The following is a 25,768-nucleotide window of genomic DNA, read 5'->3' on the forward strand; positions in this document are numbered from 1 at the left end:
GCTCAGACCGGCACTTCGGCTTCGCGCGCGGCCTGCTCGAGGAGCTGCTTGATCCTCGCCTGCTGCCGGACGCTGTTCCCGTTGATCCGGGCGGCCATCGCGTGGTCGTCGAGCGGGGCGCCGGGCTTCATCTCGAAGTCCTGCACCCAGCGCAGCCGCACCCCGCCGGCCACCTCGGTGTACTCCCAGAACAGCGTCATGTACTTGAACGGGCCGGTCTCGACGCGGTGCGAAAGGGTGGTGCGGGCCGCCTCGTCGAGGCGTCGTTCGGACACCCACGACCACACCTTGCCGTTCTCGTCCGGGTGCAGCGCGAGCCGGAAGGTGATCCGGTCGTCCCGGCGGTCGAGCACCGTGGCCTCGGCGTACTCGTCGAACAGCTCGGTCCACGACCCGACGTCGTTGGTCCGCTGCCAGACCAGCTCCATCGGCGCCTCGATGAACACGCTGTTGTCCGTGTGCGCGGCCATGTCAGGCGATCCCGACGGGGTTGTTGATGTAGCCCAGCAGCTGCCGCAGGGTCATCGACTCGGCGGTGACCTCCTCCGGGATCCCGCGGCCGGAACGCTGCTGCAGCCGCGCGGCGATCTCGAGCACCGCCAGCGAGTCGTAGCCGAGTTCGGCCATCTCGACGTCCAGGATGTCGCCGTCCAGGTCGACGGACTCGTCGGTTCCGCAGGTGCGCAGGACCTGTTTGAGATCTTCGAGCGTGAGCACGTTCTCCTCCTTCGTGGGGTCAGGGGTCAGCGGGTGAGCACGAGCGCCGAGTTGAACCCGCCGAAGCCCCGGGCCAGCACCAGCGCGGTCCGCACCCGCGCGGGCCGGGGCTCGCGGACCAGATCGAGCTCGTAGGCGGGTTCGGTGACGCCGACGGTCGGCGGCAGCACGCCGTCGCGCATGGCCAGCAGCGCGCAGGCGACGTCCAGGGGCGCGCCACCCGCGGCCAGCCGCCCGGTCATCGTCTTCGGCACGGTGACCGGCACCCCGCGGCCGCCGAACACCCCGGCCAGTGCCGCGGCTTCCTCGGCGTCGCGCGTTCGCGTCCCCGCGCCGTCGGCGAACACGACGTCCACATCGGACGGACGCAGGCCGGCGTCCGCCAGCGCGCCGGTGATCGCCCGCAGCAGCCCGCCGGGGCGCCCGGACCCCGGCCGGGGATCGAACGTCGCCGCGTACCCGGCGACCCGTCCGTACTCTTCGGACACTCCGCGGGCGCGGGCGGAGCGCTCGTCTTCCAGCACCAGGATCGCGCCGCCCTCGCCCGGCACGTGCCCGGAAGCGCGTTCGTCGAAGGGCAGGTACTCGCCGCGGGTCAACTGCCCGCCGGCGCTCTGGCACACCAGCGCGTACGGCGAAAGCGCCGCCTCGGTGCCGCCGGTGACCACGGCCTTGGTGCCGGTGCGCAGCATCCGCCGGCTCTGCGCGAGCGCGTCCAGGCCGCCCGCCTGCTCGGCGACGACGACGCCGTTGGGGCCGCGCATCCCGTGCCGGATGGACAGCTGGCCGGTGGTCGCCGCGTAGAACCACGCGATCGACTGGTACACCGAAACGTACTCCGGTCCGGCGCTCCACAGCCGCTCGATCTCCCGCTGGCCGAACTCGTTGCCCCCGGACGAACTGGCGGTGATCGCGGCGAAGTCGTAGTCGTCGAAGCCCCGTTCGCCGTCGAGGCCCGCGGTCCGCAGTGCCTCCTCGGTCGCGGTCATGGCGAGCCGGGTCCAGCGGTCGGTCTGCACGGTGATCCGGTTCGGCAGGGAGTCCGCGTCGTCGGGCACCGCGCCGACGTGCGAGACCGGGTAGCCGGTGGCGTCGAACCGGGTCACCGGCGCGAGCCCGCTCTGCCCGGCCAGCACGTTCGCCCAGAAGTCCTCGACGCCGACGCCGTTGGGCGCGACCACCCCGATCCCGGTGATCACCGGGGCCGTCTCCGAAGTGGTCGCGGTGGTCGCGGTGGTCACCGTCGTCACACCGGCTCCCGGGTCAGGACGACGGCCGTCTGGAACCCGCCGAAGCCGCTGCCGACCGTGAGCACGGTGTCCAGCCCGATCTCCCGGGCGACGTTCGGGACGTAGTCGAGATCGCACTCCGGGTCGCGCTCGTGCAGGTTCGCCGTCGGCGGCACGACCTGGTGCTCCAGCGCCAGCGCGCAGGCCGCGACCTCCAGCGAGCCGATCGCGCCGAGCGAGTGCCCGATCATCGACTTGATCGAGCTGACCGGCACCCGGTAGGCGTGGTCGCCGAGGCTGCGCTTGACCGCGGCGGTCTCGTGCCGGTCGTTCTGTTTGGTGCCCGAACCGTGGGCGTTGACGTAGCCGACGCGGTCGCCGGGCAGGCCGGCCCGGCGGAGCGCGACGTCGACGGCCTCGGCCAGCTCGCGGCCGTCGGGTTTCAGCCCGGTCATGTGGTAGGCGTTCGCCCTGGTCGCGAAGCCGGAGACCGCGCAGTAGACGTGCGCGCCGCGCCGCCGGGCGCTCTCGGCTTCCTCGACGACGAAGACGGCGGCGCCCTCGCCGAGCACGAAACCGTTGCGCGTGCGGTCGAACGGCCGGGACGCGTGCGCGGCGTCGTCGTTGTCGGGGGACGTGGCCTTGATCGCGTCGAAGCAGGCGACGGTGATCGGCGAGATCGGCGCGTCGGTGGCGCCGGCGAGCATGACGTCGGCCTCGCCGGACTCGATGAGCCCGGCGGCGTGGCCGATCGCGTCGAGCCCGGACGTGCAGCCGGTGGAGATCGTGGCGACCGGGCCCTGTGCGCCGCAGCGCCAGGCGACCTCGGCCGCGAAACTGCTCGGGACGAGGTACTCGTACAGCTGCGGGGCGGCCTTGGCGGGGTCGACCACCCAGTCGCGGGCCCCGGCGGAGACGGTGAGGTACTCGTTCTCCAGCCCGATGGTGGCGCCGACGGCGCTGCCGATCGTGACACCGAGCCGGTACGGATCGAGCGCACCCGGGTCCAGGCCGCTGTCGACCACGGCTTCGTCCGCGCAGACGAGCGCGAACTGCGCCGCGCGGTCGAGGCGCGCGGACTCCTCCGCGGTCAGGCCGTTGAGCTCGCCCTCGAAGTCGCATTCGGCCGCGATGCGCGAGCGGAACCCCGACGCGTCGAAGGCCGAGATCGGCCGGGTCGCGGTGCGGCCTTCGGTGAGCAGCGCCCAGAAGGCCTTGGTGCCGATCCCGCCCGGGGCGACGACACCGATGCCGGTGATGACCGCGGTCCTCGTCACGGTGCCCCCACGGCCGGCTGGGCCTCGGCCGGCGCCGGCAGCTCCTCGGTGTCGACGTGGCCGAGCTCCGGGCGCGGGGCCAGCGGGCACAGGTGGAACACCGCCTCGGCGGGCTCGCCGGTGTGGTTGTCCACCCGGTGGCGACCGTTCTTCGGCACGACCAGGCCTTCACCCTGGTGCAGCACGTAGGACGCGCCGTCGACGCGGACGGTCAGCTCGCCGCGCGTGACGTAGAGGAACTCCTCGGAATAGGGGTGGTAGTGCTCCGAGACGAACTCGCCTGGGCGCAGGGTCAGCACCCCGAGGAAGCCGGTCGTGGCCCCGGCGGTCTTGGGGCCGAGGACGACGCGCAGCTCGCCGCCGCGGCGGCGGTTGGGCTCGGCGTCGGCGTAGGACGCCACCTTCAGCTGCTCCATCAGGCGGCCCGCCAGCTGTAGAAGCGGTGCGCCATCGCGTCGGCCGGGCCGCGCCAGGTCTGCGGGTCGTACGGGGTGATGAACGGGTCGAGCTTGGTGTTGATGTCGGTCCACAAGGGACTCTTGCGGGCCGCGGCGAGCCCTTCGGCCAGCGGCCGTTCGGCCTCGATGAGGTGGAAGTACAGGCCCCGGTAGGAGAACAGCGACCGCGCCGTCACACCCACCGTCGCCGGGAGCTCCCCGGCGTCGGACTCGCCGAATATCCCGGCCACCGATTCCGCCGAATCCGGATCCATGCGTGCCACGATGAGAGTGCGTTCCACTCGTGCCGCCCTTCCCTGAAGCGAGGTCCCGATGTTTTCGCGGGCAGGACGATACTCGTCGGCCGCATTCGAGAACGGTTCGAAATCCGGTCGCACTTTTGCCGCTGCCGCGCTTTCCCCCGGAATTCACGGCGCCGCTCAGCCCACCCGGGCCGGATCGCCGCTCATCGTGGCGAGCACGCGGCGCAGCCAGTCCAGCTCGGCGTGCCCGACGGCGCACAGGTAGTCCAGCTCCATGACGCGCTTGAACTCCAGGTGCGGGCCGGCGGCCGCCAGCTGGACGGCGTACTCGGCGAGCCGGCCTTCGAGCCGGATCCGGCGCTGCCGCAGCGCCGACACCTGCAGGTCGGCGTCCAGGTTCCCGAGCAGCGACAACGCCGCGCCGAAGGCCGGGATCTCCTCCGGCGTGGTGACCAGGCGGGACAGCTGGGTCGCCATCTCCTCGTCGCCGTCGGGGGTGATCCGGTACACCGTCCGCTCCGGGCGGCGCCCCTCCCGGGTGGTCTCGACCGGCTCGATCAGCCCGTCGGCCTGCAGCCGCTCGATGGCCCGGTAGATGCTGCGCGGCAACCCGGGGATGATGTTGTCCTTGTGCCGCTGGCGGATCAGCCGCAGCATCTCGTACGGGTGCCGGTCGCCCTCGTTGAGAAAGCACAGCACGGTCAATGCGGCGAAATCCCGGGATCGATTCACGGAGCTTCCTTTCCGAAGTATTTCGTTCCGCACTATTTCCCCGGCCGGTTTTCCGGAGCACGGGAAGGCGGAAACGGGAGGAGCGCCGGTTCCGCGGGGAACCGGCGCTCCTCGGGCGGGAACTCAGCGGGCCGCGGCGGCCACCGCCGGCGCGGCGGGTCTCGCCGCGGCCGGCACGGCGAGCCGCGCGGCCAGCGACCGCCGGGCGAGCACGAGCGCCAGCCCGGCGCCGAGGCCGGCGCCCGCCAGCACGAGGTAGTACACCGGGCGCGGGAGCACCGCGGACAGGTGCACGAGCTGGCTGCCGATGCCGGCGCCGAAGGCCGAGCACATCCAGTACAGCCCCATCGTGCGCCCGGCGAAGGTCGACGGCGCGACGTCCACCGAAGCGCTGAGGCCGACCGGCGCGAGCACCACCTCGCCGAGGGCGAGCAGCAGGTAGACCGCGATCAGCCACCAGGGGGAGACCAGGCCGCCGGTGGCGAGCCCCGACGCGGCGCTCATCAGCAGCATCGACCCCGCGGCGGCGGCCAGCCCGAGGGCGATCTTCACGGGTAGCGAGATGCGCTCGCCCACCCGGGTCCACAGCACCGCGAGCACCGGCGCGAGCACGAGCATGAACAACGGGGTCGCGGAGGCGAACCAGCCGGCCGGGATGGTGAACCCGCCGAGCCGCCGGTCGGTCGCGTGCTCGGCGAACAGGCTGAGCAGGGAGTTGCCCTGGATGACGAACATCCAGAACAACGCGGTCGCGGCGAGCACCCAGCCGAACGCCGTCACCCGGCTCCGCTGCGGCACGCTCAGCGCGGGGCTGCGGCGCAGGACCAGGAAGTAGGCCACCGGCGCGATCAGCGAAAGCAGGCCCATCGCGATCACGACGTGCATCAGGGTGAACGTGCCCGCCAGCACGTCGGCGGCCGCCAGCACGGCGACGGCACCGGCGGAGATCGCCGCGATCAGCGCGGCCTTGCGGCGCTCGGCCGCCGAGGCCGGGTGCCCCGGTGCCCGCCCCAGGTCGCCGAAGGACCGGCTGCCCAGCACGAACTGCGCGATCCCGAAGGTCATGCCGACGCCGGCGGCGGCGAACCCGAGGTGCCAGTCGACGGTCTCCCCCAGGAACCCGGTCACCAGCGGCGCGACCAGTGCGGACAGCTGGATGCTGACGTAGAACAGCGAAAGCGTCGATTCGCGCTGCGCGCTCTGGCCGGGCCCGTGGAACCGGCCGAGCAGCGCGAGCATGTTCGGCTTGAGCAGCCCGGTGCCCGCGGCGATCAGCCCGAGCCCGAGCCACGTCGCGGCGGCGGCCGGGACGAGCATGGTGAAGTGCCCGAGCGCGATGCCCGAGCCCCCGATCACCACGGCCCGGCGCTCGCCGAGCACCCGGTCGCCGAGCCAGCCGCCGGGCATGGCGGCCATGAAGACGAGACCGACGTACGCGCCGAAGAGCGCGGCCGCGGTTCCCATCGGCAGACCGAGCCCGCCGCGGGCCGGTGGTGCCGCGGCGTAGAGCGCGAGGATCGCGATCATGCCGAAGAAGCTGAAGCGTTCCCACATGTCGGTGAGGAACAACGTGACGAACCAGCGTGGGCGACCTAGGACCATGCCGGCGAGCATGCGGCGGCCGCTTCGAGCGCTGCTGGAGAAGGACTCGCGGCCTCGCGCGCGCGGCCGGCCACGCGCGCGAGGCCGGCCGGGAGAACGGGACCCGAGTCTTTTTCGAGCGCCCGGTGGTGTTGTTCGGCCCGACGCCCCGAAAGGAGACCGATGTGAGCGGTCCGTCCACTTTGAACGACATCAACCGGCTGGGTATCGCGTTCGCCGAAGCGAAGGTCGTGCTGGCCGCCGTCGAGCTCGGCCTCTTCACCCGGCTGGCCGCCGGGCCCGCGACCCGGGACGAGCTGTGCGACGCGCTCGGGTTGCACCCCCGCGCCGCAAGGGATTTCCTGACCGCGTTGACCTGCACCGGGCTCGTGCACCACGAGGACGGCAAGTACGCGGCGAGCCCGGCCGCCGACACCTACCTCGACAAGACCAAGCCGACCTACGGCGGCGCGTTCCTCGAACGCGCGAACCGGATGATGTACCCGGCGTGGGAGAACCTCTCGGGGCTGCTGCGCACCGGCGAACCGCAGCTGGCCGGCCGCGAAGACCAGGCCGCCGCGTTCGAGAAGATGATGGGCAACCCCGATCACCTGCGGAACTTCCTGCGGATGATGGACGCCGTGTCCGGGCCGCTGGCACCGGAACTGGCGACGAAGTTCGACTGGAGCGCCCGCCGCACGGTGCTCGACGTCGGCGGCGCGCGCGGCAACCTGCTCGCGCAGGTGCTCAAGGCCCACCCGCACCTGACCGGGACGGTGTTCGACCTGCCCCCGATCGAACCCATGTTCGACGAGCACATCGCGGGCTTCGGGCTCACCGACCGGGCGCGGTTCGCCGGCGGCGACGCGTTCACCACCGAACTGCCCGCGGCCGACGTCGTCGTCACCGGGCACGTCCTGCACGACTGGGGTCCCGCCGAGCGGACCGAGCTGGTGCGGCGGATGGCGCGGGCGGTGAACCCCGGCGGGGCGCTGCTGATCTACGACATGCTGCTGGAACCGGCGCCGACGGACCCGTGGAACACGCTGATCAGCCTCAACATGCAGCTGCTCTCCCCCGGTGGGTCCGAGTACACCCTGGCCGAGTGCCAGGAGTACCTCGCCGCGGCCGGGCTGTCCGATGTGGACACCGTGCGCCTCGGCGACCACGACACCCTCGTCATCGCCCGGAAGCCCGCATGAGCTCCGCACGGGTGCCCGTCCTCGTCGTCGGCGGCGGCCCGGTCGGCCTGTCCACCGCGCTGTTCCTGACCCGGCACGGCATCGCGCCGACACTGGTGGAGCGCCGCGACTCCACGTCGTGGCTGCCGCGCGCACCGGGCATCCAGGCGCGGACCCTGGAGATCTTCGCCGCGGCGGGTCTCGAGCGGGAGATCCGCGCGCTCGAAATGGGGGACTCCCACCCGTACTTCGAGGGCGGCATCCTCCGCACTCCCACCCTGGCCGAGATCGGCACCGCCGAGATCGTCGAGTCGCCGTCACTGGACGGTGCGGAGATCAGCCCGCAGCGGGTGATGGGCTGCGGCCAGGACCGCTACGAGCGCGTGCTGGCCGAGGCCGCCCGCGCGGGCGGCGCCACGCTGGAGTTCGGCACCAAGCTCGTCGCCTTCACCGCCGGCGAGGACGGGGTGACCGCCGAGCTGGAGTCCGTCGCCGACGGCACGCGGCGGACGATCGAGGCCGGTTACCTCGTCGCCGCCGACGGCGCAAGCAGCTTCGTCCGGCGCACGCTGGGGATCCCCCAGGAGGGGCGGGGCACGGTCTTCCACGCCCTGAGCATCTACTTCCGGGCCCCGCGCCTGGAAAGCGTCATGCACGACCGCAAGTTCATCCTGTGCTACGCCACCCAGGGCCCGACGGTGATGACGTTGTCCCGGCTGCACGGGTGCGACCCGTGGGCCGGCGCCGCGCTGTACGACCCGGCCGAGGAGTCACCGGCCGACTTCACCGAGGAGCGGTGCGTGCAGGTCGTGCGGGACGCCGCCGGGGTGCCCGACCTCGAGGTCGAGATCGTCGGCACCGTGCCGTGGGAGGGCGCCCAGCGGGTGGCCACCACGTTCCGGTCCGGGCGGGTGCTGCTCGCCGGGGACGCCGCGCACGTGCACCCGCCCGCGGGCGGGTTCGGCGCCAACACGGGCATCCACGACGCGCACAACCTGGCGTGGAAGCTCGCGGCCGTCCTGCGCGGCTGGGGCGGGGAACGGCTGCTCGACAGCTACGACGCCGAGCGGCGTCCACTGGGGACGGCCATGGCCGACCAGGCGTTGCTGCGCAACCGGATCCGGCACGGCCACGCCACGGAGGCGGACCGGGCCCGGATGGTCGACGACATCATCGTCACCCTCGGCTACCGGTATTCGTCGTCGGCGATCGCGGCCGAGGACGACGACGCCCCGGTGCTCACCCCGCGCCTGGAGCTGACCGGCCAGCCCGGCACCCGGGCCCCGCACGTGTGGCTCCGCCGCGACGGGAAGCGCGTTTCGGCGGTCGAGCTGTTCTTCGGCTCGTACGTGCTGCTGGCCGGCCCCGACGCCGAGAAGTGGCACGACGCGGCTTCGGTGGTCGCGACGGAAACCGCGGTGCCGTTGCGCTCGTTCCGGATCGGCCGCGAGCTGGTGGAGGACGAGGGCGCCGACTGGGCCAAGGCCTACGGGGTCGCGCCGGACGGTGCGGTGCTGGTGCGTCCGGACGGGTTCGTCGCGTGGCGCACGACGGAGGCCGGGCAGGACCCGAAGGCCACCCTGCACGCGCTGCTGGAATCCCTGGTCTGACCGCTTTCGGGGACGCCGTCGCGCTCGCCCGCCGAGTGCGGCGGCGCGGCGGAGACGGCGGCGGCGCCGAGTGCGGCGGCGTGGCGGAGGCGGCGGCGGTGGCGCGGAGGCGGCGGCGGGCGCACCGGAGGCGGCGAGCACCGTGTCGGAGCGAACGCGCCGAGTTGCCCACAACCGTCCCGGGCTGTGGGCAACCCGTCCTCGGCGGGCACTTCCCGGCAGTTTCCGTCGGCCACCGCCGATAAGCTGAAGCGGGGCGGATCCCCCAGGGAGGGCGGGTCCCGCGCGCGGCGACCTTGCAGGCGCCCCCAACGGCCCAAACGGCAAGCGGACAGCCAAACCCGCACCCCACCCAGACCCGCTCCCCCCACCCCGATCCGAAGCCCCAACACGGCCGGTGGCGCCGGGTCAAGGCACGCTTTCCCGCCTTGACCCGGCACCACCGGCCGTAGTCACAATCGGGCATCGGGGTGGAGGACACCACCCAAGGCAACCCGAAACCACCCACACCAGCCACACCTCCAGACGAAAGCCAGCCACCACGGACCCGAAACAACTGAAGCGCCTTCGCCAGGATCTCCCGGCGAAGGCGCTTCAGTGGCGTTCTAGACCGTCACCGGCTCCCGGCAGTGCAGTGCCGCCAGCACGTCGCCCAGGTCCTCCGGCGTGAAGCCGGATTCCTTGCGCCAGGCCACGAACCCGTCCGGACGGACCAGCAGCGCGCCGGTTCCGGTGATGCCGTGCCGGGCCTGCTGGGTGCCTTCGAGCACGAAGGACCTGAGTCCGGTGGCCACCTTCGTGCCGGTGAGCAGGACGTACTCGCGGCCGTAGCGGTCGAGGGTGGACCCGCTGCCGAGCCGCAGGTGCGGTGCCCGCGTGCCCGGCTGTCCGGTCAGCTCCGCGGGCTCCAGCGCCACCGGTCCGTCACCGGAAGCGAACGGGCCCGGGTAGCGGTACCCGAACACCGCGGCGTCGTACGGCACCAGCGCGTGCCCCTCAGGCGCGGGCACCTTCGCCCCGCCCCGCGCGTTCATCAGCAGCAGCGCCTGCCCCAGGGTGAACTCCGCGACCGGACGGCGTTCGGCGTCGTAGGTGTCCAGCAGCGCCTCCCCCGCCCGGCCGCTCAGCACGTGCGCGAGCTTCCAGGCCAGGTTGTGCGCGTCCTGGATGCCGGTGCCGGCACCGAACGCGCCGGTCGGCGGCATGACGTGCGCGGCGTCGCCGACGAGGAACACCCGGCCGGCGCGGTAGGTGTCCGCGACGAGCGCGCCGACTTCGTAGCCGAGCACCCGCACGCCGTTCTCCAGCTGCGGGACGAGGGAGACCGGCAGGTCTTCCACGCCGGTCGCGGCCCGGATCGCGGCCACGCAGCGCTCGTCCCCGAAGTCCTCGATGCGCTCGCCGCGCTCGGGGAAGTACGGGGTGTTGAACACCCAGCGCCGGTCGCCGCCGTGCGGGAACAGCACCGTGCCCTCGGCGGGCGTGGTGAGGTGGCACGACGCGACGAACCGGCCGCATCCCGGGTCGTGGCGGCCGCGCATCGGCCCGGACAGGTCGGCGTCGAAGACCATGCTCGCGACGTGGCTGAGCTTGCCGGGACCGTGCCGGCCGATGCCGAGCAGCGACCGCACCGTGCTGCCGTTGCCGTCGGCACCGATCACGTACGCGGCCCGGATCTCGCGCTCACCCTCCACAGTGGACACGGTGGCGGTGACCCCGGCTTCGTCTTGGTCGAGCCGGACGAGCCGGTGCCCGAACCGCACGTCCGCGCCGAGCTCCTCGGCCCGCTCCCGCAACACGTGCTCGAGCCGATCCTGGTCGATCATCCCCCAGCCGGACGGGCTGACCTCGGCACCGCCACCCGCGTCGGCGGGCGGCCGCTGTTCGGTGCGGCTGAGCTCCTCGCCGGCCAGGGTCACCGCGCGCAGGAGGTACACCGAGGGCAGTTCGCTCACGTAGCCGCCGCTGTCGGTGACCGCGGACGCGAGCCCGACCTGGCGGAGCAGCTCCGCCGTCCGGGGGTTGATGCTGCGGGCCCGGGGGTGGATCAGCGTCCCGGAATGCCGCTCCACCACGGCGGTGCGCACGCCGAGCCAGGAGAGGAAGGTGGCGGCGGCGAGGCCGGTCAGCCCGCCGCCGGCCACCAGGACGTCCACAGTGGTCGGCTTCACCGCGGGGCCTCCAGCAGCGCGTGCCGCAGCTGCCGGGTCAGCTGGTCGGTGACCCCGAGCGCGGCGAGGTAGTCCGGGAACGACCCGTAGTCGAGGTCGACCTGGTCGTAGGCCGCGTCGAGGTAGGCGCCCGTGGTGCCGGAGGACAGCAGGTAGTCCTGGCGGATCACGTCGTCGGGCACCCCGAGCACCTTGAGCAGGAGCACCGTCATCCAGCCGGTGCGGTGGTTGCCGCCGGTGCAGTGGTAGAGCACCGGCCGCTGGCGGGCGTCGGCGATGTGGGTGAGCGCGTCGACGAACTGGTGGCCCAGGTTCGGGTTCGACACCAGCAGCCGGTAGTTGTCCATGATCAGGTCCCCGGTGGACGGCGGGGTCTTCGGGTCCGGCGGCACCGCCTGGTCCGGGTCGCCGACCGGTTCCGCGACGTGCGTGACGCCGGCCGGGATCGGGTCCGGGCCCTCGGCGGTCGCTTCCGCGGTCGAGCGGAAGTCGACGTCTTCCTTGATCCCCAGACCGGCGAGCTCTTCGCGGCCGGTCGCGGTGGCGGGCGTCAGCCGCGCGGTGCGGAAGATCGTGCCCCACCGGATGCGCAGGCCGTCCGCGGCCGGGTAGCCGCCGAGGTCGCGGGCGTTCTTGACGCCGTCGAGCTCGATCAGCTTGGCGGCCACCGCCTCGCCCAGCCTCGCCCCGCCGGGCACGATGACGAAGTACCAGCGGGACACCGGCGCCAGGCCGGTCACGGTCACCGCCCCGGTGGCGTCCTTCGCGACCAGCACGCCGTCCTGGGCCTTCTCGATCGGGCGGGTGGCGGCGTACACCGACGCCGAGCGGACGTCGCTCGCGGGTGACCAGCTCAGCCGGTAGCTGCCGTCGGCGGCCCGCACCGCCGTGGCGCCGGCGATCGGCAGCGGCCGGGGATCGCAGGCGAACGCGGCGGTACCGCCGGTCAGGACGGCGGTGGCGGTGAAGACGGCCGTCACCACCCCACCTCGCCGCAGGGACAAGCGCACCATAACGGTCTTCTTCCTCTGGATCGGATCGGTAACACGAGCGGGACACGCGCGCGGCCCCAGGCTCGTCACCGCCGGTCGAAGCCCGCTGGGACCCGGCTCGACGGCGCGGCCGGGAGTCCCAGCCGGGTCCCAACGAGGTTCGAGTCCGCGCGCCGACCATGCGGGGCGAAGCTGCCACCGGAAGACTGGAGACCGGCATGCGGATCGGGGTCGGCCTGCCCGCGATGGTTCCGGGCACCCGCGGCGCGGACCTGCTCGGCTGGGCCGTGACGGCCGAAGCGAGGGGCTTCTCGACGCTCGGGGTGCTGGACCGGATCGTCTACCCGAACCACGAGCCGCTCACCACGCTGGCGGTCGCGGCCGGAGCGACGCGCCGGATCCGCCTGTCCACCACGGTGCTGCTCGGCGCGACGCGCAACCCGGCCGTGCTGGCCAAGGAGGCGGCGACCCTGCACGAGCTGTCCGGCGGGCGGCTGGAGCTCGGGCTCGCCGCGGGCGGGCGGCGCGACGACTTCGACGTCACCGGCACGTCGTTCACCCGGCGCGGCCGGAACCTGGACGAGCTGATCACCACCTTGCGCCGCACCTGGCGCGACGGCGAGATCGGCCCCACCCCCGCGACGCCCCCGCCGGTGCTGCTCGGCGGCCACTCCGAGGCGGCGATGCGGCGGGCCGCCGCGATCGCGGACGGGTGGATCTCCGGGAGCGGCTCGGCCGAGCCGTACGCCGACCGGCTCACCCGGCTGCGCAAGGCCTGGGCCGAGGCCGGCCGCACCGACGAACCCCGGCTGGTCGCGCTGGCCTATTTCGCGCTCGGCCCGGACGGGAGCACGCAGGCCCGTGCCTACCTCGGCGGCTGCTACCGAGGCATGGGCCGCTACGCCGAGCGGGTCATCGGCGAAACGCTGCTCACGCGGGAGGCGCTCGCCCGCACCGCCGCCGAGTACGCCGACGCCGGCTGCCACGAGCTCGTGCTCTTCCCGTGTTCGGCCGGGCTCGGCCAGCTCGACCTGCTCACCGAGGCCCTGTCCGGTACGGGCCTGCTCGATGCGGGGCTGTCTTGAGGGCGCTGGTCACCGGGGCGGGGCGCGGCATCGGGCTCGCCGTCTGCCGTCACCTCGTCGACGCCGGCTTCGAGGTCGTCGCGTCGGCGCGGCGCCTCGCCGACGCCGAGGCCGCCGGAACCGGCCGGGCCGTGCGGCTCGACGTCACCGACGCCGGCTCGGTGGCCGCCGCGCTCGAGCAGGCCGGCCCGGTCGACATCCTGGTGAACAACGCCGGGGTGCTCCTCGACGCCGGTGCGCCGCCCGAGTCCGTCCCGCCCGAGCTCGTCGCCGGAACCCTGGCGGTCAACGCGCTCGGCGCGCTGCGCGTGTCCCAGGCCGTGCTGCCGGGCATGTTCGCGCGCGGCTGGGGCCGGATCGTCATGGTGTCGAGCGGCACCGGGGCGTTCAGCCACGGCCTGTTCACCGGCGCGCCGGCGTATTCACTGTCCAAGACCGCGCTGAACGCCGTGACCGTGCTGCTCGCGAACTCCGCGCGCGGCCGGGGAGTGCTGGTCAACGCGGTCAACCCCGGCCGGGTGCGCACCCGCATGATGCCCGAGGCCGACGGCGACCCCGCGACCGCGGCCGCCGACATCGCCTGGGCCGCCACGCTGCCCGACGACGGGCCGACCGGCACCTTCTTCCGTTCCCGCGAACCGATCGATTGGTGAGGATCCCGATGACCGAAGCCGTGACGGCACTGCCCGCGTTCCCCTTCCGCGTCCGCACCCCCGGGGAAGCGCTCGACGAGTACTCGAAACTGCGCGCGCGGGCGGCGGTGACCCGGGTCCGGCTGCCCGGCGGCCACGAAGGCTGGCTGGTCCTGCGCCACGCCGAGGTCCGCACCGTCCTCACCGACCTGCGGTTCAGCAAGGAAGCGATGACCGGGCCGGACGCGCCGAGGCTGATCCCGGTGCACCGCGGCTCGCGGTCGCTGGTGAACCTGGACCCGCCGGACCACACCCGGTTGCGCAAACTGGCCTCGCGCGAGTTCACCCAGCGGCGGGTCGACACGCTGCGGCCGCGGATCGAGGAGATCACGGCGGGTCTGGTCGACGCGATGCTGGCCGCCGGGACCACCGCCGACGCGGTGACCGCGCTGGCCCTGCCGCTGCCGATCACGGTGATCTGCGAACTGCTCGGCGTCGAACCCGCCGAACAGGCGCAGTTCCGGCAGTGGGGCGACAAGGTGCTCACCGTCGGCGGGCCGGGCGCGGACGCCGACGCGGCACGCGAGGCCGCCGGCGCGCTCATGGGCTACCTCACCGGGCTGATCGAGCGCAAGCGCGCCCGGCCGGGCGAGGACCTGCTGACCCGGCTGCTGCAGGCCCAGGAGGACGGCGACTCGCTCGACGACGAGGAACTGCGCACGCTCGCGATGACGATCCTGATCGCCGGCTACCACACCACGGTCAGCGCGGTGTCGCACCTCCTCGTGCACCTGCTGGAAGATCCGGCGCGCTACCAGTCCATCTTGGACGATCCGAGGCTGATCGGCACCGCCGTCGAAGAGGCACTGCGCTACAGCCAGGTCGCCGGCGGGTTCGGCTCGATGCGGATCGCGCTCGAAGATGTCGAGCTCGACGGCGTGACGATCCGGGCGGGCGAGCCGGTGATCCCGCTGATCAACTCCGCGAACCGCGACGAATCCGCGTTCGCGGCGGCGGACGAGCTCCGGCTGGACCGCACCGACAACCCGCACCTGGCCTTCGGCGCGGGCATCCACTTCTGCCTCGGTGCCGCCCTCGCCCGGCTGGAACTGCGCGTGCTGCTGGAAACCCTGGTGGCCCGGCGGATCCCGCTCGCCCTGGGCACCCCGGTGGACGAGCTGCGGTGGCACCTCGCGACCGCGTTCCCCCGCCCGGCCGAGCTGCCGATCCGATGGTGACCGCGCCGAGGTTCGGCATCCTGGGCTGCGCCGACATCGCCGCGCGCCGGACGGTTCCGGCGATGGCCGCCGCGGGCCTGCGGGTCACCGCGGTGGCGAGCCGGTCGGCGGCGAAGGCGGCGGCCTTCACCGCCCGGTTCGGCGGCGAGGCCGTGACCGGCTACGCGACGCTGCTGGACCGGCCGGACGTCGACGCGGTGTACATCCCGCTGCCGATCGCCCTGCACCAGGAATGGGCGGAAGCGGCCCTCGAAGCGGGCAAGCACGTGCTGGTGGAGAAGACGGCGACGATCGGGACGGCCGCGGCCGCCCGGCTGGTCGAGCTCGCGACCGCGCGGGGGCTGGTGGTGATGGAGAACTTCGCGTTCCCCCACCACTCCCAGCACGCCGAGGCGGCGGAACTGGTGACCAAGGGCGTGGTCGGCGAGCCCCGCCTGATCACCGCGGACTTCGGCATCCCGCCGACGGCGCCGTCCGGGATCAGGTACTCCTCCGCCCTCGGCGGCGGCTCGCTGCGCGAGACCGGGTGCTACCCGATCCGGGCGTCCTGGCCCTACCTCCGCACCCCCGAGGTGGCCGGCGCGGTGCTCGTGCGCTCCGGCGAGGTGGACGTGTCCGGCAGCGCGCTGCTGAGCGACGGGAAGGTGGCGGCCCAGTGCTCGTTCGGGTTCGTGCACACCTACCGGAGCACGATGTCGGTGTGGGGCAGCGAAGGCCGGCTGACGCTGGACTGGGCGTTCACCCCGCCGGCCACGACGCGCCCGGTGCTGCGCCTGGAGTCCCAGGACGTGCGGGAGGAGCGGACTCTCCCGGCGGACGACCAGTTCCGCAATGTCCTGCTGCACTTCGCGAGCCTGATCGGCGATCCGGCCGGGCGGGTTCTCGAATACGAAACGCTGCTCACCCAGGCCCGGCTGCTCGAAGAGGTCGTCGCGCGGGCGTGAGCGGTCTGCCGTGGCCGGTCGTGAGTGGTAATTCGGGTTAGAACCCGAATCACCACTCACGACGGGGTCAGGCTGTGGCCACGAACGACATGAAGTGCGGGTGCACGTCCAGCTCCAGCACCTCGGTGAACACCTCGTTCAGGATCGCGGTGCCTTCCGCGCTGGTCAGCAGCTGCGTCCGGTACGCGCCGGTCTTCATCCGGCCGCCCGAGGCGCGGATCACCACCGCCGTGCTGAAGAACGCCGCCGTGCGGCGGAGGTGGTTGAACGTGCCGTAGCGCTTGCGCTCGAAGTCGTGGAAGTTGTCGCCCGTCCACAGGTTCCCGACGAAGATCCCGCCCGGCGCCATGAACGTCTTGAGCCGCTCCAGCACTTCGCGGACGTCACCGAGGTGGTGGATCGCGTCGACGCACATCACCAGGTCCGCGGTGCCGAGCTCGTGCTCGGCCCAGAAGTCGCCCAGCACGAGCTCGAGGTCCTCGTGGTGCACCCGGCCGCGCACGATGTCGAGGCCCTGCTGGGAGATGTCGAGCGCGGTGATGCTCTTCGCCGCGGTGCGGGTCGCCGCGAGGCCGGTGAACTCACCGGTGCCGCAGGCGAATTCGAGCACCCGCCCGGTGTCGGCGCCGTACTTCTCCAGGTATTTGCCGATGGTGTCCTTCTGGCTGAGGAAGTGCTCGCGCAGCAGCGGGTGCCGCTCCGCCGCCGCCCGGTCCCAGAACCGCGCCGCCCAGTACTTCCGGCCGTCCGGCGGCACGTTGTCGAGCAGTACCTTGCCGGAACGGGCGAGCATTTCAGCTAACATTCGGTCCCTCGCTCTGCAGTCGGGTTACTCCGGTACAGCGTGGTCAGATGGTCTCGAAAATCGTTTGGAGCTCGTTGACCCCGGCGGTGACCGCCGCGCCGGCGAGCCACGACCGCCAGGTCGCCGCCACGCCTTCCGCCAGCGACGTCTCGGGCCGCCAGCCCAGCACGCGCTCGGCCTCGCCGACGTCGAGCCAGACGTCCTGCCGGTCGAACAGCCGGCTCGGCTGGAACTCCACCCGCAGGTCGAGCGCCACGACCGAGCGCACCACGTCCAGCAGGCCGGACAGCGAGGTGCGCACGCCGGAGCCGATGTTGAGGATCAGGGGTTCCGTGGGCCCGGCGCCCCGCAGCCTCCGCATCACGTCGACGACGTCGTCGACGTAGACGTAGTCGCGGGTCGCGGTCACGTCGCCGATCAGCCGCAGCGGCCGGGAATCCAGCGCGGCGGACAGCCAGTGGGCGAGCACGCCCTGGCCGCGCCCGGTCGGCTGCCCGGGACCATACACATTGGACATCCGGAGGATCACCGCCGGCAGTTCACCCGCGTGGCTGAGCAGTTCCTCTTCGAGGGCGATCTTCGCGCGGCCGTAGGCGCCCGAGGGTTTCAGCGGCGAAGTCTCCGCGTACGGCGGGGCGAACGCGGGGTCGTACACCGTGCCGCCGGAGCTCGTCAGCACCACCGTCGGCGGGTCGTCCCGGCGGCGCAGCCGATCGAGCAGGGTGCTGAACAGCACGTGGTCGGCCCTGGCCAGCTCCGGGTGGCTTTCCCCGAGCGCCGGGTTGATGCTGGACGCGAGGTAGAACACGGTCCCGGCGCCGGCGATCGGGGCGGCCAGCTCGCCGTCGCACAGGAACCTCGACTGCCGGGTGAAGCACGCCGTCCGCACCCGCGCGAGGTCGAGCGTCGCCGAAAGCCGGCGTCCGATGAACCCCGCACTCCCGATCACCACCGCCGTGTCGGTAGCGCCGTCCGCGACCACCCGACCAGACATGAGCACCACAGCCTCTCCCCACATCCGCGCCTTCCGCGACCGGACGGCGGGACCGTATGGCGCGCGGGTCCAGCCGCATTCGAGTCCGGGCCGAGCACCGCCGAAGACCGTGGGAAGCCACGAGACACAGGAGGCGGAATGCGGGTTCTGGTCACGGGCGGCGCCGGGTTCATCGGCCGGCACGTCGTCGAAGCACTGGTGGCAGGCGGGCACGAGGTCCGGGTCCTGGACGCGCTGCTCCCCCACGTGCACCCGGCCGGGTCGCCGCCGGAGTTCCCCGACGGCGTCGAGTTCCGGCACGGCGACCTGCGCGACGAGTCCACAGTGGTCTCGGCCCTGCGCGGGGTGGACGCGGTGTGCCACCAGGCCGCGATGGTCGGCCGGGGCAAGGAAATCCGCGACGCGGCGCGGTACGTCACGTGCAACGACCTCGCCACCGCGCGGCTCGTCACCGCCATGACCGAACTGGGCCTCGGCAAGCTGGTGCTCGGCAGCTCGGTGGTGATCTACGGCGACAGCCGGTACGACTGCCCGGTGCACGGCCGGGTCCGGCCCGGCCGCCGTCCGAAGGAAGCCCTCGACGCGGGCCGGTTCGAGGTGACCTGCCCGGAGTGCGGGCTGACCGTCGTGGACAGTCCGGTCGAAGAGGACGATCCGCTCGATCCGCCCCGCAACGTCTACGCGGTCACCAAGCTGGCCCAGGAACACCTGGCCGGCGCGTGGGCCCGCGAGACCGGCGGCCAGGCGGTCGCCTTGCGGTACCACAACGTCTACGGGCCCGAGATGCCCCCGGGCAGCCCGTATTCCGGCGTGACGGCCGTCTTCCGCACGGCCGTGGAGCGCGGCACGGCGGCCCGCGTCTTCGAGGACGGCAAGCCGTGCCGCGACTTCATCCACGTCCGCGACATCGCGACGGCCAACGTGGCGGCCCTGACGGCGGCGCACCCGGGCTTCCGCGCCTTCAACGTGGCGACCGGCGACCCCCGCAGCATCGCGGAGGTGGCGGCCGCACTGGCCGCGGCGGCCGGAACGCCCCCGCCGGTGATCACCGGCGAGTACCGCATCGGCGACGTGCGCCACATCGTGGCCTCACCGAGCCGGATCAAGGCGGAGCTGGGCTGGCAGCCCTCGACCGGGTTCGGCGAAGGCATGGCGGAATTCGCCATGGCCCCGATGCGCACCCCCGTTCCGGCTTAGTGCTCCGGCGAAACAACGGGGATGCCACCGGTCCGTGTAGCCTGAGGTCCGTGTTCACGAAGTGAACAGTGATTCCAGACTTGCGCGGAGGCACCCCGTGACCAAACCGACGCGGTCCCCGGAGGCCCGCGCGGACCAGGCGGACATCCAGGCGGTGAGCCGGGTCAGCCAGATCCTCTCGCTGTTCGACCCGGCGACCCCCGAGCTGACCGCCGGGGAAGTCGCCGAGCGGCTCGGCCTCAACCGCACCACGGCGTACCGGTACTGCACCTCGCTCGTCGCGGCCGGCCTGCTGGAACGCAGCGCCGACGGCGGTTACGTGCCCGGCGGGCTGCTGCTGCAGCTCGGCGCGTTCGCGATCGGGCACCGCCGGGTCGTCAACCTCGCGCCACGGCACATGCAGGCGCTCTCGCGCGCCACGCAGACCAGCGTCGTGCTCAGCCTCTGGGGGCTGACCGGCCCGGTGGTCTCGCGGGTCGAAGAGAACGCCTCGACCATCGTCATCGTGTCCGTGCGGGTCGGCAGCCACCTGCCGCTGGACACCGCGCAGAGCAAGGTCTTCCTCGCCTACCACGCCGACCAGCTGTCGATGGAACGCCTGATCGGCACCCTGTCCGGCCCGGCGCGCGACGAGCTGCGCGCCGACGTCGAACGCGTGCGCGCGGCCGGCCACTGCTCCGCGATGAGCACGCCCGGCATCGTCGCGGTGGCCGCGCCGGTCTTCGACGAGTACGGCATCTGCGCCACGATCGCGATCGTGGGCCCGGACAACACCCTGTCGATGGGCGACGACACGCCCGAGCTGCGGGTCGTGGTCGACACCGCGCGCGAGCTCACCCAGGAGCTGGGCGGGCACTACCGGCCCGACGACGTCCAGCGAGCCGGGTAGGGCCGCTCCGGTCAGGACAGCGCCGGGATCGTGCTGTCGTCGGACATGTCGACGTCCTTGGTCTCCGGGCCGAGGAAGCCGCCGAGGCTGATCAGCAGGCCGGCGAGCACGAGCAGGACACCCGGGGCGAGGTGCGCGGGCATGACCCCGTCGAAGCGCTGCAGGTAGAACTGGTAGAACGCCGGGGCGATCAGCGCGAGGCTGTAGCCGACGCCGTAGCCGGTCGAGCGGATGCTCGCCGGGAACCGCTCGGTCAGGTACGCCGCGATCGGGCCGAACGTGCCGACCGTGAACACCCCGATGAGCACGCCGAAGCCGAGCGCCGCGCCGAAGCCGCCGTTCGAGGCCATCAGCACCGTGTAGGACCCCGCGCCGAGCACGACCATCGCCAGGCCGTAGCCGATGTAGAACCGCCGGCGGCCGATGCGCTGGGACAGCACCCCGAACACCGGGTAGGACAGCGCGGCGGCCGCGTTGATGACGAGCATGGTCATGGTGACCTCCTTGCTCGACAGGTCCAGGTGGGCCTTCAGCTGCGCCGGCGTCACGGCGGCTTCCATGTTGGTCGCGAGCCACGTGCCGGTCATCAGGACGAACACCTGGCCCAGCGCCCGCGGGTACTTCTTCAGCAGCCGGAGGAACGGCAGCTTGTGCTTCTCGCCGGTCAGCCGGGCCGGCGGCTCGTGGACCTGCTTGAGGTAGTAGCGGAACAGCACCGCCGCCAGCGCCGCCCCGACGAAGAACGGGATCCGCCAGCCCCACTGGACGTACGCGCTGTGCAGGCCGGCGGAGGGCAGCAGCTGCAGCATCAGCAGCGTGATCGCGGCGATCATCGCGTACGCGGCGGGCGAGGTCGACGTGATGATCGAGGCGTAGAGGCCGCGCTTGTGCTTCGGGCTCCACTCCATCGCCAGCGGCACCGCCGTCGTGTACTCGCCGCCGAGGAAGATCCCGTCGACGAACCGCAGGGCGATGAGGGTGCCGACCGACCACATCCCGATCGTCTCGTGCCCGGGCAGGCACGCGGTCAGCAACGTGATGGTGCCGAACCCGCCGACCGCGACCAGCGTCGTCCGCTTGCGCCCGACCGTGTCGGCGAAGTGGCCGAAGATGATCGCGCCGAGCGGGCGGCCGATCAGCGTCGACGCGAACACCAGGGACGCCAGCAGCGCGGTCGTGCTCGCGCTCAGGTTGGCCGCCTGGAAGTACGCCGCGGCCGGGGCCAGCACGACGATCGGCAGGTAGATGTCGAACTGGTCGACGAAGTAGGCGAGCGTCCCGCCGCGGATCGCGGCACGCACCTTGGCCGCGTCCGGGCCGTGCGGGGTACCGGGACGGGCGGCCGTCCCTGCGGCGCTGGGCGGTGTGGACATCAGCGTCCTCCGTTGCTCCGAACTGAATGTTCACGAAGTGAACGTCCCGACACTCTAAATACGCGCCCCTCGCGGCACAAGAGTGGTCACAGGGTTGACAGGCGGTCTTATAGTGAACTTGGACTTCATAATGCGAACGGAAAGGCCGCTCATGAGCCCGCGCCCTGCCATCGCCGCCGTCCTGGACGGCCTGGTCGACATGCACGTCCACTCCGGCCCCAGCCCGTTCCCCCGGCGATTCGACCACGTCGAGGCCGCGCGGGACGGCGCCCGGATCGGGATGCGCGCCATGGTCGCCAAGTCCCACCACCACAACACCCAGATGGACGTCCTCGCGATGCGGGGCCGGCTCGCCGAGGTCGAGGCGCAGGTCTTCGGCGGCATCGCGCTCAACAGCACGGTCGGCGGGCTCAACGTCCACGCCGTGCGCATGACCTTGCGCATGGGCGGCAAGGTCGTCTGGTTCCCGACCATCTCCTCCGGCCGGCACCTCGACTGCCACCCCGAGGACGGCGCCTTCCCGACCACCACCGTCCCGCTGACGCTCGAGCGCATCGACATCGTCGACGGCGAAGGCGCCCTCAAGCCCGAAGCGATCGAGATCCTCGACGAGATCAAAGAGCAGCAGGCCGTCCTCAACGGCGGCCACATGTACCCCGAGTACATCAAGACGCTGTTCGGGGAGGCACGCGAGCGCGGCCTGAAGCGGATGGTCGTCAGCCACCCGGACTTCGTCATCGGCGCCGACCCGGCCCTGTGCCGCGAGCTGATCGGGCTCGGCGCGTTCGTCGAGCACGAGGTCGGCATGTACGACCCCGAAGGCACCCAGAAATGGGACCCGAAGAACCTGCTGACGTGGATCGAGACGCTCGGTCCCGAGCACACCGTGCTGGCCTCGGACTTCGGCCAGAAGGCCAACCCGAAGCCGGTCGACGCGTGGCTGCGCGTCGGCGAGGCGCTGCTCGACCTCGGGCTGCCGGAGAAGGACCTGCGGCGGATGGTCCGGGACAACCCGTCGTACCTGCTGAACCTCGACGCCTGAAAGGACGCGACCGTGTACGGAAAAGACGATCCCCGCTCCAGCCTGGCCACCGCGGCCCGGCCCGGCAGTGCTCGATCCGACAGTGGCGCCGCGATCGCGCCCGCGCAGTACCTCGACCTGTGGGAGACCCCGGTCGTGCGGGCGCAGAACGTCATCCTGATCCACACCGACGCCCACGACGGCGACGACCTCGACAACGGCACCCTGGACGGCGAGCTGGCGATCGTCGTCACGGACGCCTCCCCCGCCTTCACCGTGCTGACCGGCGACGGCGCCACCAGGGTGGACTCCCCCGGGCTCGTCGTCGTCCCGCCGGGCGCGTCGCGGATCAGCGTCCACGGCGACGGCCCGCTCGTCCGGCTGGTCGAGGCGACCGAACCGGCGTGGCGGGATCGCGTCGCCAACGCCGGCGCGTACGCCGAGGACCACCCGCGCGTCACACCGCTGGAACGCTGGCCGGCGCCCGCCGAAGAGCGGGTCCGCTGCTACCCGCTGTCGGACGTGCCGGACGACCCGAAGCGGTTCGGGCGGATCTTCCGGACGCGGTCGTTCATGGTGAACTTCCTGCCGCCGCAGGACGGGCCGCGCGACCCGCACCAGCTTTCCCCGCACCACCACGACGACTTCGAGCAGCTTTCGCTGGCAGTGCAGGGCGAATACGTGCACCACATCCGCACGCCGTGGCTGCCCGACCGCACCACCTGGCGCGGGGACGAGCACGTCCGGATCGGGAGCCCGTCGGTGACGATCATCCCGCCGCCGACCGTGCACACGTCCGAAGCGAGCAGCCCGGGGGTGAACCAGCTGATCGACATCTTCAGCCCGCCGCGCGTGGACTTCTCGGAGAAACCGGGCTGGGTCCTCAACGCCGACGACTACCCGATGCCGTGAGCACGCGCACTGGTGGTGGGCTGTTCGACCGTCCCGCCACTCCCGTCGGGACGTGGCTGAAGATCGCCTCGACCGAGCCCGCCGAGATCATGGCGTTCGCCGGGTTCGACTTCGTGGTCGTCGATCTCGAACACGCGCCGCTGGACCTGGTGACGGCGTACCGGCTGATCAACACCGCCGCCGCGCTGGGCATGACGCCGCTGGTGCGGGTGCCGGACAAGACGCCGTCGACGATCCAGAAGATCCTCGACGCCGGGGCGATGGGCATCCTCGTCCCCCATGTGGACACCGTCGAGGAGGCGGCGGCCGTCGGGCGGGCGTGCCGGTTCCCGCCCCACGGCGTCCGCGGCGCCGGCGGCACCAGCCGGGCCGGGGCGTGGGGGCTGCGGCCGAACGCCGAGTACCTGGCGACGGGCAACGACGACGTGCTGTGCATCCCGCAGCTGGAAAGCGTCGAGGCGATCAAGGCCGCGCCCGAGATGCTCGCGCTGGACACGGTGGACGCGGTGTTCGTCGGCGCGGCCGACCTGTCGCTGTCGATGGGCTCGGCGCCCGCCTCGCCCGAGGTCCTCGACCTGATCGCCTCGGCGATCGCGGCCGCGCACGCCGCCGGGAAGAAGTGCGGGCTGGCGTTCGGCGGAGTACCGGAGAAGGCCGCGCAGGCGGTCCGCGACGGCTGCGACTTCGTGCTGCTCGGCAACGACACGACGATGCTGGCCGAGGCCGCCCGCGGGCTGGTCCGGGCGTTCCGGGCGCTCGCCGAAGAGGAGAACTGATGCGCACGGCCGAAAAGGTCATCATCACCACCGCGATCACGGGCTCGGTGCACGTCCCGTCGCAGAGCCCGTACCTGCCGCTGTCCGCCGACGAGGTGGCCGACGCCGCCTTGGCGGCCATCGAAGCCGGGTCGGCCGTCGTGCACCTGCACGCCCGGGAGCCCGACGGGCGGCCGACGCCCGATCCCGGCGTGTTCGAGAAGATCGTCGGGCGGATCACCGCGGAGACCGATGCCGTCATCAACATCACCACCGGCGGCGCGTCCTCGATGACGATGGACGAACGGCTCGCGGCCGCGTACCGGCTGCGCCCCGAGCTGGCGTCGATGAACATGGGGTCGATGAACTTCGTCTACTCCGGCATCGCCGGCAAGGTGACCGAGTGGACGCACGACTGGGAGAAGCCGTACGTGCTCGACACCTACTCGAAGCCGTTCGTGAACACGTTCGACAGGATCGAGCACACGCTGCGGACGCTCGGCGAGTCCGGGACCCGGTTCGAGTACGAGTGCTACGACATCGGGCACCTGTACTCGCTGGCGTACTTCGCCGAACTCGGCCTGGCGAAACCGCCGTTGCTGATCCAGGGGGTGTTCGGGATCCTCGGCGGGATCGGCGCCGACCACGCGAACCTCGAGCACATGGTGCGGATCGCGGACAAGCTGTTCGGCGACGACTACGTGTTTTCGGCGTTCGCCGCCGGCCGCGACCAGATGAGCTTCGGCACGCACAGCGCGTGGCTCGGCGGGCACGTGCGGGTCGGCCTGGAGGACAGCCTGTGGATCGGCAAGGGGAAGCTCGCGGAGAGCAACGCCCAGCAGGTCCGCAAGATCCGGGCGGTGGTGGAAGATCTCGGGAAACCCCTCGCCACCCCCGCCGACGCCCGCGCGATGCTGGCACTTCGTGGAGGGAACGCATGAGCTTGCTGACGGGGAAGGTGGTCCTGGTCGTCGGGGCCGGCTCGGGCATCGGCGCGGACGCCGCGCGGGTGTTCGCCGAGGACGGCGCTTCGGTGATGCTGGTGGCCCGGCACGAGGAGCCGCTGGCCAAACTGGCTGCCGAGCTTTCCGGCTACGACGTCGCGTACACGACGGGCGATGTCGCTTCGGCGTCCGATGTGGACGGTTTCGTGTCGGCGACCGTCTCGCGCTTCGGCCGCCTGGACGGCGCGTTCAACAACGCGGCGATGGGCGGCGGCGGGCGGCTCGACCGGGTGGCCGAAGCGGACTTCGACCGGATCATGGCGGTGAACGTGAAGGGCACGTGGCTGTGCCTGCGTGCGGAGGTCGCGGTGATGGAAGGCCAGGGCTCCGGCTCGATCGTGAACGTGAGCAGCATCGGTGGCCTGCGGGGAAGCCCGGGCATGGGTGCCTACCAGGCGACGAAGCACGCGGTGATCGGCCTCACCCGCACGGCCGCCCACGACTTCGGGCCACTGGGCATCCGGGTCAACGCGCTCGCCCCGGGCCCGACGGAGACCCCGATGCTCGACGAGCTGCGCCGCACGATCCCGGGCGGCGTGGAAGCCCGCATCGCGGCGACGCCGTTGCGGAAGGCCGGCACCGGCGCAGAAGTCGGCTCGACGGCGGCTTTCCTGCTGAGCGACCAGGCAAGCCACCTCAGCGGAGTGGTCCTTCCGGTGGACGGCGGCTTCACGGCCTGACCGGTAGACCTAACCGGGACGTAGCATCGCGGTAATCAATCGTCATTAC

26 protein-coding genes are annotated in these 25,768 nt (G+C 72.3%); 13 read left to right on the top strand and 13 right to left on the bottom strand.

Annotation, left to right across the window (positions count from 1 at the left end):
* Positions 1-2: 2 nt before the first annotated feature.
* From ACWED2_RS27720 to ACWED2_RS27755, 8 genes are all read right to left on the bottom strand, one after another.
* Positions 3-470, bottom strand: coding sequence for an SRPBCC family protein (locus ACWED2_RS27720; RefSeq protein ID WP_449693425.1), 468 nt, complete (start codon positions 468-470; stop codon positions 3-5).
* A 1-nt stretch (position 471) separates the two neighbouring features.
* Positions 472-717, bottom strand: a complete 246-nt coding sequence (locus tag ACWED2_RS27725; protein WP_013227253.1) for an acyl carrier protein — start codon at positions 715-717, stop codon at positions 472-474.
* A 26-nt stretch (positions 718-743) separates the two neighbouring features.
* Positions 744-1,967, bottom strand: a complete 1,224-nt coding sequence (locus tag ACWED2_RS27730; RefSeq protein ID WP_449693426.1) for a ketosynthase chain-length factor — start codon at positions 1,965-1,967, stop codon at positions 744-746.
* The gene (locus ACWED2_RS27735; RefSeq protein ID WP_449693427.1) at positions 1,964-3,223 is read right to left on the bottom strand and encodes a beta-ketoacyl-[acyl-carrier-protein] synthase family protein; all 1,260 of its coding nucleotides are present in this window, start codon (positions 3,221-3,223) and stop codon (positions 1,964-1,966) included. The genes ACWED2_RS27730 and ACWED2_RS27735 overlap by 4 nt, the downstream gene beginning before the upstream one ends.
* Positions 3,220-3,639 carry a cupin domain-containing protein gene (locus tag ACWED2_RS27740; protein ID WP_449693428.1) on the bottom strand — a complete coding sequence of 140 codons (420 nt, stop codon included), beginning with the start codon at positions 3,637-3,639 and terminating at the stop codon, positions 3,220-3,222. The genes ACWED2_RS27735 and ACWED2_RS27740 overlap by 4 nt, the downstream gene beginning before the upstream one ends.
* The gene (locus ACWED2_RS27745; RefSeq protein ID WP_449693429.1) at positions 3,639-3,935 is read right to left on the bottom strand and encodes a TcmI family type II polyketide cyclase; all 297 of its coding nucleotides are present in this window, start codon (positions 3,933-3,935) and stop codon (positions 3,639-3,641) included. The genes ACWED2_RS27740 and ACWED2_RS27745 overlap by 1 nt, the downstream gene beginning before the upstream one ends.
* Positions 3,936-4,100: 165 nt before the next feature.
* The gene (locus ACWED2_RS27750) at positions 4,101-4,655 is read right to left on the bottom strand and encodes a PadR family transcriptional regulator (RefSeq protein WP_449693430.1); all 555 of its coding nucleotides are present in this window, start codon (positions 4,653-4,655) and stop codon (positions 4,101-4,103) included.
* A 123-nt stretch (positions 4,656-4,778) separates the two neighbouring features.
* Positions 4,779-6,257, bottom strand: coding sequence for a peptide MFS transporter (locus ACWED2_RS27755; protein WP_449693431.1), 1,479 nt, complete (start codon positions 6,255-6,257; stop codon positions 4,779-4,781).
* Positions 6,258-6,421: 164 nt separating this feature from the next.
* Between ACWED2_RS27755 and ACWED2_RS27760 the strand changes: the two genes are divergently transcribed.
* Together ACWED2_RS27760 and ACWED2_RS27765 are read left to right on the top strand one after the other, a co-directional pair.
* On the top strand, positions 6,422-7,438 hold the full coding sequence (locus tag ACWED2_RS27760; RefSeq protein WP_449693432.1) for a methyltransferase: 1,017 nt from the start codon (positions 6,422-6,424) through the stop codon (positions 7,436-7,438).
* Positions 7,435-9,027, top strand: a complete 1,593-nt coding sequence (locus ACWED2_RS27765) for an FAD-dependent monooxygenase (RefSeq protein WP_449693433.1) — start codon at positions 7,435-7,437, stop codon at positions 9,025-9,027. Before ACWED2_RS27760 ends, ACWED2_RS27765 begins: the two co-directional genes overlap by 4 nt.
* Positions 9,028-9,632: 605 nt before the next feature.
* Here ACWED2_RS27765 and ACWED2_RS27770 read toward each other — a convergent pair.
* Together ACWED2_RS27770 and ACWED2_RS27775 are read right to left on the bottom strand one after the other, a co-directional pair.
* Positions 9,633-11,198, bottom strand: a complete 1,566-nt coding sequence (locus tag ACWED2_RS27770; protein ID WP_449693434.1) for an FAD-dependent oxidoreductase — start codon at positions 11,196-11,198, stop codon at positions 9,633-9,635.
* A complete protein-coding gene (locus ACWED2_RS27775; RefSeq protein ID WP_449693435.1) occupies positions 11,195-12,178 on the bottom strand; it encodes a tyrosine-protein phosphatase in 984 nt (327 codons plus the stop codon). The genes ACWED2_RS27770 and ACWED2_RS27775 overlap by 4 nt, the downstream gene beginning before the upstream one ends.
* 230 nt (positions 12,179-12,408) lie before the next feature.
* On the opposite strand from ACWED2_RS27775, the gene ACWED2_RS27780 reads away from it, so the two are divergent.
* The 4 genes from ACWED2_RS27780 to ACWED2_RS27795 are packed head-to-tail and all read left to right on the top strand — an operon-like array spanning position 12,409 to position 16,089.
* A complete protein-coding gene (locus ACWED2_RS27780; protein WP_449693436.1) occupies positions 12,409-13,275 on the top strand; it encodes an LLM class flavin-dependent oxidoreductase in 867 nt (288 codons plus the stop codon).
* Positions 13,272-13,928 carry an SDR family NAD(P)-dependent oxidoreductase gene (locus ACWED2_RS27785; RefSeq protein WP_449693437.1) on the top strand — a complete coding sequence of 219 codons (657 nt, stop codon included), beginning with the start codon at positions 13,272-13,274 and terminating at the stop codon, positions 13,926-13,928. Before ACWED2_RS27780 ends, ACWED2_RS27785 begins: the two co-directional genes overlap by 4 nt.
* Before the next feature lie 8 nt (positions 13,929-13,936).
* Positions 13,937-15,145 carry a cytochrome P450 gene (locus tag ACWED2_RS27790; protein ID WP_449693438.1) on the top strand — a complete coding sequence of 403 codons (1,209 nt, stop codon included), beginning with the start codon at positions 13,937-13,939 and terminating at the stop codon, positions 15,143-15,145.
* The gene (locus ACWED2_RS27795) at positions 15,139-16,089 is read left to right on the top strand and encodes a Gfo/Idh/MocA family protein (protein ID WP_449693439.1); all 951 of its coding nucleotides are present in this window, start codon (positions 15,139-15,141) and stop codon (positions 16,087-16,089) included. Before ACWED2_RS27790 ends, ACWED2_RS27795 begins: the two co-directional genes overlap by 7 nt.
* A 67-nt stretch (positions 16,090-16,156) precedes the next feature.
* Here the strand turns inward: ACWED2_RS27795 and ACWED2_RS27800 are convergent, their stop codons facing one another.
* Positions 16,157-16,882: a class I SAM-dependent methyltransferase gene (locus tag ACWED2_RS27800; RefSeq protein ID WP_449693440.1), complete on the bottom strand. Its 726-nt coding sequence runs from the start codon at positions 16,880-16,882 to the stop codon at positions 16,157-16,159.
* A gap of 55 nt (positions 16,883-16,937) precedes the next feature.
* Complete coding sequence (locus ACWED2_RS27805; RefSeq protein WP_449693441.1) at positions 16,938-17,888, bottom strand: NAD-dependent epimerase/dehydratase family protein; 951 nt, start codon at positions 17,886-17,888, stop codon at positions 16,938-16,940.
* Positions 17,889-18,026: 138 nt separating this feature from the next.
* Here ACWED2_RS27805 and ACWED2_RS27810 point away from each other — a divergent pair, with 138 nt between their 5' ends.
* Positions 18,027-19,085, top strand: a complete 1,059-nt coding sequence (locus ACWED2_RS27810; protein ID WP_449693442.1) for an NAD-dependent epimerase/dehydratase family protein — start codon at positions 18,027-18,029, stop codon at positions 19,083-19,085.
* 97 nt (positions 19,086-19,182) lie between these two features.
* Positions 19,183-19,974: an IclR family transcriptional regulator gene (locus ACWED2_RS27815; RefSeq protein ID WP_449693443.1), complete on the top strand. Its 792-nt coding sequence runs from the start codon at positions 19,183-19,185 to the stop codon at positions 19,972-19,974.
* Positions 19,975-19,985: 11 nt separating this feature from the next.
* Here ACWED2_RS27815 and ACWED2_RS27820 read toward each other — a convergent pair whose 3' ends face one another.
* The gene (locus ACWED2_RS27820; protein ID WP_449693444.1) at positions 19,986-21,347 is read right to left on the bottom strand and encodes an MFS transporter; all 1,362 of its coding nucleotides are present in this window, start codon (positions 21,345-21,347) and stop codon (positions 19,986-19,988) included.
* Between the two features lie 151 nt (positions 21,348-21,498).
* Here ACWED2_RS27820 and ACWED2_RS27825 point away from each other — a divergent pair, with 151 nt between their 5' ends.
* The 5 genes from ACWED2_RS27825 to ACWED2_RS27845 are packed head-to-tail and all read left to right on the top strand — an operon-like array spanning position 21,499 to position 25,719.
* Positions 21,499-22,389 carry a DUF6282 family protein gene (locus ACWED2_RS27825; RefSeq protein ID WP_449693445.1) on the top strand — a complete coding sequence of 297 codons (891 nt, stop codon included), beginning with the start codon at positions 21,499-21,501 and terminating at the stop codon, positions 22,387-22,389.
* Positions 22,390-22,401: 12 nt separating this feature from the next.
* Positions 22,402-23,280: a hypothetical protein gene (locus ACWED2_RS27830; RefSeq protein ID WP_449693446.1), complete on the top strand. Its 879-nt coding sequence runs from the start codon at positions 22,402-22,404 to the stop codon at positions 23,278-23,280.
* Positions 23,277-24,056 (top strand): HpcH/HpaI aldolase family protein, encoded by a 780-nt coding sequence (locus ACWED2_RS27835; protein ID WP_449693447.1) that lies wholly within the window; start codon positions 23,277-23,279, stop codon positions 24,054-24,056. The genes ACWED2_RS27830 and ACWED2_RS27835 overlap by 4 nt, the downstream gene beginning before the upstream one ends.
* The gene (locus tag ACWED2_RS27840) at positions 24,056-24,976 is read left to right on the top strand and encodes a 3-keto-5-aminohexanoate cleavage protein (protein WP_449693448.1); all 921 of its coding nucleotides are present in this window, start codon (positions 24,056-24,058) and stop codon (positions 24,974-24,976) included. The genes ACWED2_RS27835 and ACWED2_RS27840 overlap by 1 nt, the downstream gene beginning before the upstream one ends.
* Positions 24,973-25,719 (top strand): SDR family NAD(P)-dependent oxidoreductase, encoded by a 747-nt coding sequence (locus tag ACWED2_RS27845; protein WP_449693449.1) that lies wholly within the window; start codon positions 24,973-24,975, stop codon positions 25,717-25,719. The genes ACWED2_RS27840 and ACWED2_RS27845 overlap by 4 nt, the downstream gene beginning before the upstream one ends.
* Positions 25,720-25,768: the final 49 nt, after the last annotated feature.

The organism is Amycolatopsis sp. NPDC005003 (genome assembly GCF_053600695.1).

Excerpts from the sequence above, each read along its gene's own strand:
- ACWED2_RS27720 (WP_449693425.1), bottom strand. The coding sequence starts at position 470 with ATGGCCGCGCACACGGACAACAGCGTGTTCATCGAGGCGCCGATGGAG.
- ACWED2_RS27740 (WP_449693428.1), bottom strand. The coding sequence starts at position 3,639 with ATGGAGCAGCTGAAGGTGGCGTCCTACGCCGACGCCGAGCCCAACCGC.
- ACWED2_RS27745 (WP_449693429.1), bottom strand. The coding sequence starts at position 3,935 with ATGGATCCGGATTCGGCGGAATCGGTGGCCGGGATATTCGGCGAGTCC.
- ACWED2_RS27755 (WP_449693431.1), bottom strand. The coding sequence starts at position 6,257 with ATGGTCCTAGGTCGCCCACGCTGGTTCGTCACGTTGTTCCTCACCGAC.
- ACWED2_RS27765 (WP_449693433.1), top strand. The coding sequence starts at position 7,435 with ATGAGCTCCGCACGGGTGCCCGTCCTCGTCGTCGGCGGCGGCCCGGTC.
- ACWED2_RS27780 (WP_449693436.1), top strand. The coding sequence starts at position 12,409 with ATGCGGATCGGGGTCGGCCTGCCCGCGATGGTTCCGGGCACCCGCGGC.
- ACWED2_RS27790 (WP_449693438.1), top strand. The coding sequence starts at position 13,937 with ATGACCGAAGCCGTGACGGCACTGCCCGCGTTCCCCTTCCGCGTCCGC.
- ACWED2_RS27795 (WP_449693439.1), top strand. The coding sequence starts at position 15,139 with ATGGTGACCGCGCCGAGGTTCGGCATCCTGGGCTGCGCCGACATCGCC.
- ACWED2_RS27800 (WP_449693440.1), bottom strand. The coding sequence starts at position 16,882 with ATGCTCGCCCGTTCCGGCAAGGTACTGCTCGACAACGTGCCGCCGGAC.
- ACWED2_RS27805 (WP_449693441.1), bottom strand. The coding sequence starts at position 17,888 with ATGTCTGGTCGGGTGGTCGCGGACGGCGCTACCGACACGGCGGTGGTG.
- ACWED2_RS27810 (WP_449693442.1), top strand. The coding sequence starts at position 18,027 with ATGCGGGTTCTGGTCACGGGCGGCGCCGGGTTCATCGGCCGGCACGTC.
- ACWED2_RS27820 (WP_449693444.1), bottom strand. The coding sequence starts at position 21,347 with ATGTCCACACCGCCCAGCGCCGCAGGGACGGCCGCCCGTCCCGGTACC.
- ACWED2_RS27825 (WP_449693445.1), top strand. The coding sequence starts at position 21,499 with ATGAGCCCGCGCCCTGCCATCGCCGCCGTCCTGGACGGCCTGGTCGAC.
- ACWED2_RS27840 (WP_449693448.1), top strand. The coding sequence starts at position 24,056 with ATGCGCACGGCCGAAAAGGTCATCATCACCACCGCGATCACGGGCTCG.
- ACWED2_RS27845 (WP_449693449.1), top strand. The coding sequence starts at position 24,973 with ATGAGCTTGCTGACGGGGAAGGTGGTCCTGGTCGTCGGGGCCGGCTCG.